The sequence below is a fragment of the Acinetobacter sp. UBA3025 genome, assembly GCF_002367915.1.
Lineage (GTDB): Bacteria > Pseudomonadota > Gammaproteobacteria > Pseudomonadales > Moraxellaceae > Acinetobacter.
On the sequence record NZ_DFDO01000017.1, the window covers coordinates 1 to 2,871 of the forward strand.

A 2,871-nucleotide genomic window follows, 5' to 3' on the forward strand; every position below is an offset into this window, starting at 1 on the left:
TATTTCTTCATTGTGTGCTTTTCAATTGCGAGTTGAAAAAGTCTAATGATTCTATGAATACACCTAACTTTTTCAACTAACTACAAATGTGTTGCACTTGGGATTTGAATCTGCGTTTTGATAAAATTTGATTAACTTTTTTTGGCAGGTGCTTTTTTCTGCTCGGCAATCATTTTATCCACTGCTGCTAGAGATTCTCTGGCCTTAGGAATATTTTCCTGTGCTAGGGCTGCAAAGATCTTTTTAGCTTCAGGCAGGTTTTGCGGAACAATACTACCGTTGGCAAACATATTGCCAATCGCCATCAGGGCAGGGATATAGCCTTTTTTAGCCAGATCCTGAATACTGCTCAAGCCTTGCTGGATCGGCTTTTCATTCTTGGTTTTAAAGCCGTTGCTGATGTCATATAAGGCTTTGGCATGAATGGCCGGCATATTACCCTTGCTAATAAGAGGCTGTAATTTTTTCAAAGCCTGCTGGTCAGAAGCTGTTGTTCCTTCAGCAAATAAAAGTATAGCCAGATCTACCGTCGCTTCATCAAAATTGGCTGCCGATGCGCGTTCTAGGTATTGCTTGGCTTTGCCCAAATCCTGCTTAAGGCCTAAAGTACCACCGGTATAATTCTTGCCCAGTACATAGTTGGCCACCGGATAACCTTTGCTGGCAGCCTGTTCATATAGCTGAATAGCCTTTTTTTCGTCCTTGGCAGTGCCTTGGCCAGTTTGCGTTAAATAGCCTAGGTTATAGATAGCCTGTGCATTTCCCTGGCTGGCCAGTTTGCTTAAAGCATCGTAGGCACCCTTGAAATTCTTGGCATTCACCATCTCTTCAATTTTGGCAAATTGAGGATCGACTGGGGCATTTGAAGTGTTTGCGAGGGCAAATTGGCTGGACACTGCAAGAATTGCAGCAAGTACTAATTTTTTCATTGTTCCGATAACCTTAATTTTTCTAACACCTAATTCCATGGTGCGATTTTTGTCGTTTTCATCTACATCATAAGACGATTTCAGGCTTTGTAAATACTGAATATGTGACTAATTACAAATTATTTGAGAATCATAGAGGAGGTGAATCAATAAAAGCGTGCTCGGTGTAAGGTGTGTTTTATTCAGTCAATCTTTGTCTATTTAATTGTTTAGCCTAATAAAAATAAAAAAGCCAGAATTGAATTCTGGCTTTTGCATTAAGATAACAGGTTATTATTGTGGACGTGCCACATCACCACTTAAAGCTTCAGGCAATTCCAGAACTTGTACTTCTAGCTCAGCCAATGCTTCAGGTTTGGCAACTACCAAAGCCTGATAACCCTCATCTGTACCAATGCTATTGACCACTTCGACGTCATTGTGCAGCTTGGTCGCAACAGCAGGTGCTTCGCCTGTACCTTGAATCAAATGCAGCCAGTGTTTTGGCTTGGCTTTAAACCATAAGCGTGCAATCACTTCCTGACCCAGATAACAGCCTTTGTCATAGTGAATGCCTTCACGTTGATGCAGACGCAATTCCTGTGGCTGGAACAGGGTCGCAGTAGCCGCTTGAATCCAAGCCTGACCTGAAGCAATGGCTTGCTGTTGCCAAAGGGTAATATCCGTTTCAGTTTCAACAAAATCAGTCTGGATATCATTAATAACTGGATAAACCGGGCCAACCTGTTCCAGTTTCATTTTTGAAAAAGCACCAAACTTTTTAATGTGGCTGGCCAGTTCTGCTGCTTGATCTTCAGGGCTGACAATTTCAAAGCTTTCCGGATTAATTTTTTTCAGCCAGATGCCGAACTGGATACGTCCTTTCAAGCTACAGATCGCTGTATAGCGAGTCAGGTTTTCAGCCAGAGTTTCGACATTTAAAGTAACTTGACCCTGAAGGAATTTTTGCGCATCTACTCCATTCAGCGTAAATAAGGTAAAAGCAGGAGATGTTGCCATGATCAGCCTCAGTTCGAATACTAAAAATCAATCAAGCTATTGTGCAGCAAGCATTTAATAGAGGCAAACAAAAAAGCCAACAATCGGGATCATTGGCTTTTTCAGTAGTGTCTAATTAGTGATGATGAGACGAGGTTGGCAAAGGTGAATCACAAGGGAATTTGCCTCCACAGACCCGTACCGTTTCCATCATGCCCTGATCTTCATGATCGAGGATATGACAGTGCTGTACAAAATCACCTTCAAATTTCTTGTAATGACTTCGAAGAATAAATTTATAGTTCGCCTTGATAAACAGGGTATCCTTGAATTGTCCTTTCATACCACGATATTGCACATCATCTGTATCATTATCATCAGGCGCTAATTCACTCACATCAACTTCTTTAGATTCGCCATTAGGACCAGTGACAGTTTTTAAGATTTTAACAATCTGGAATGGATTAACATGAATATGGAAAGGGTGGCCACCAAAAGCTTCGGTTGTCAGTTCCCATTCATCCGTTTGTCCAATTTGTAACTGACGTACATATTCACGATCCGGATCTTTGGCATGTGTCCGACCGACTGATCCTTCGCCATCAAATGCATCTCCAAAACTGAGTAAGTCACCATCTTCTTTATGGCGGAAGCCAAATTTAAGACCATTTGCGAAAGCCAGTTCAAATTTACTGTACTGTTTTGGTCTGGAAGCGACCAGCTTGTCAATTGCAGGAGTCATTAGGGATGGATGATCGGTAAAGGCAGTAAGATCAAGTTTGGATAACTGAGTCTGAATCTCTTTGCTTAAACCAATTTTTTTAGCGCGCTCTTGCAGGAACTGGGCAGGAGTCTGCGCTTTTGTCTTGCTTGCCTGTACATTGACCCATCCCAGTAGTTGAGCATTGAAAGGATGGTTCGGAGCTAGTTGAGGAGTAATTTGACCCGTTGGGATCGGTGCATT

The 2,871-nt window shown here is 41.9% G+C and carries 3 protein-coding genes; all 3 read right to left on the reverse strand.

From position 1 onward, the window contains the following. Positions 1–131: 131 nt before the first annotated feature. Entirely contained in the window at positions 132–929 is a 798-nt protein-coding gene (locus B4J23_RS00640) for a tetratricopeptide repeat protein (RefSeq protein WP_180105087.1), read from the reverse strand. A gap of 273 nt (positions 930–1,202) precedes the next feature. Continuing rightward, a complete protein-coding gene (locus B4J23_RS00645) occupies positions 1,203–1,928 on the reverse strand; it encodes a YgfZ/GcvT domain-containing protein (protein WP_291358279.1) in 726 nt (241 codons plus the stop codon). 115 nt (positions 1,929–2,043) lie between these two features. After that, a partial coding sequence (locus B4J23_RS00650; RefSeq protein WP_291358281.1) for a multicopper oxidase domain-containing protein occupies positions 2,044–2,871 on the reverse strand: 828 nt, incomplete at its 5' end.

Coding starts and splice junctions, on each gene's coding strand:
- B4J23_RS00645 (WP_291358279.1), bottom strand. CDS start 1,928: ATGGCAACATCTCCTGCTTTTACCTTATTTACGCTGAATGGAGTAGAT.
- B4J23_RS00640 (WP_180105087.1), bottom strand. CDS start 929: ATGAAAAAATTAGTACTTGCTGCAATTCTTGCAGTGTCCAGCCAATTT.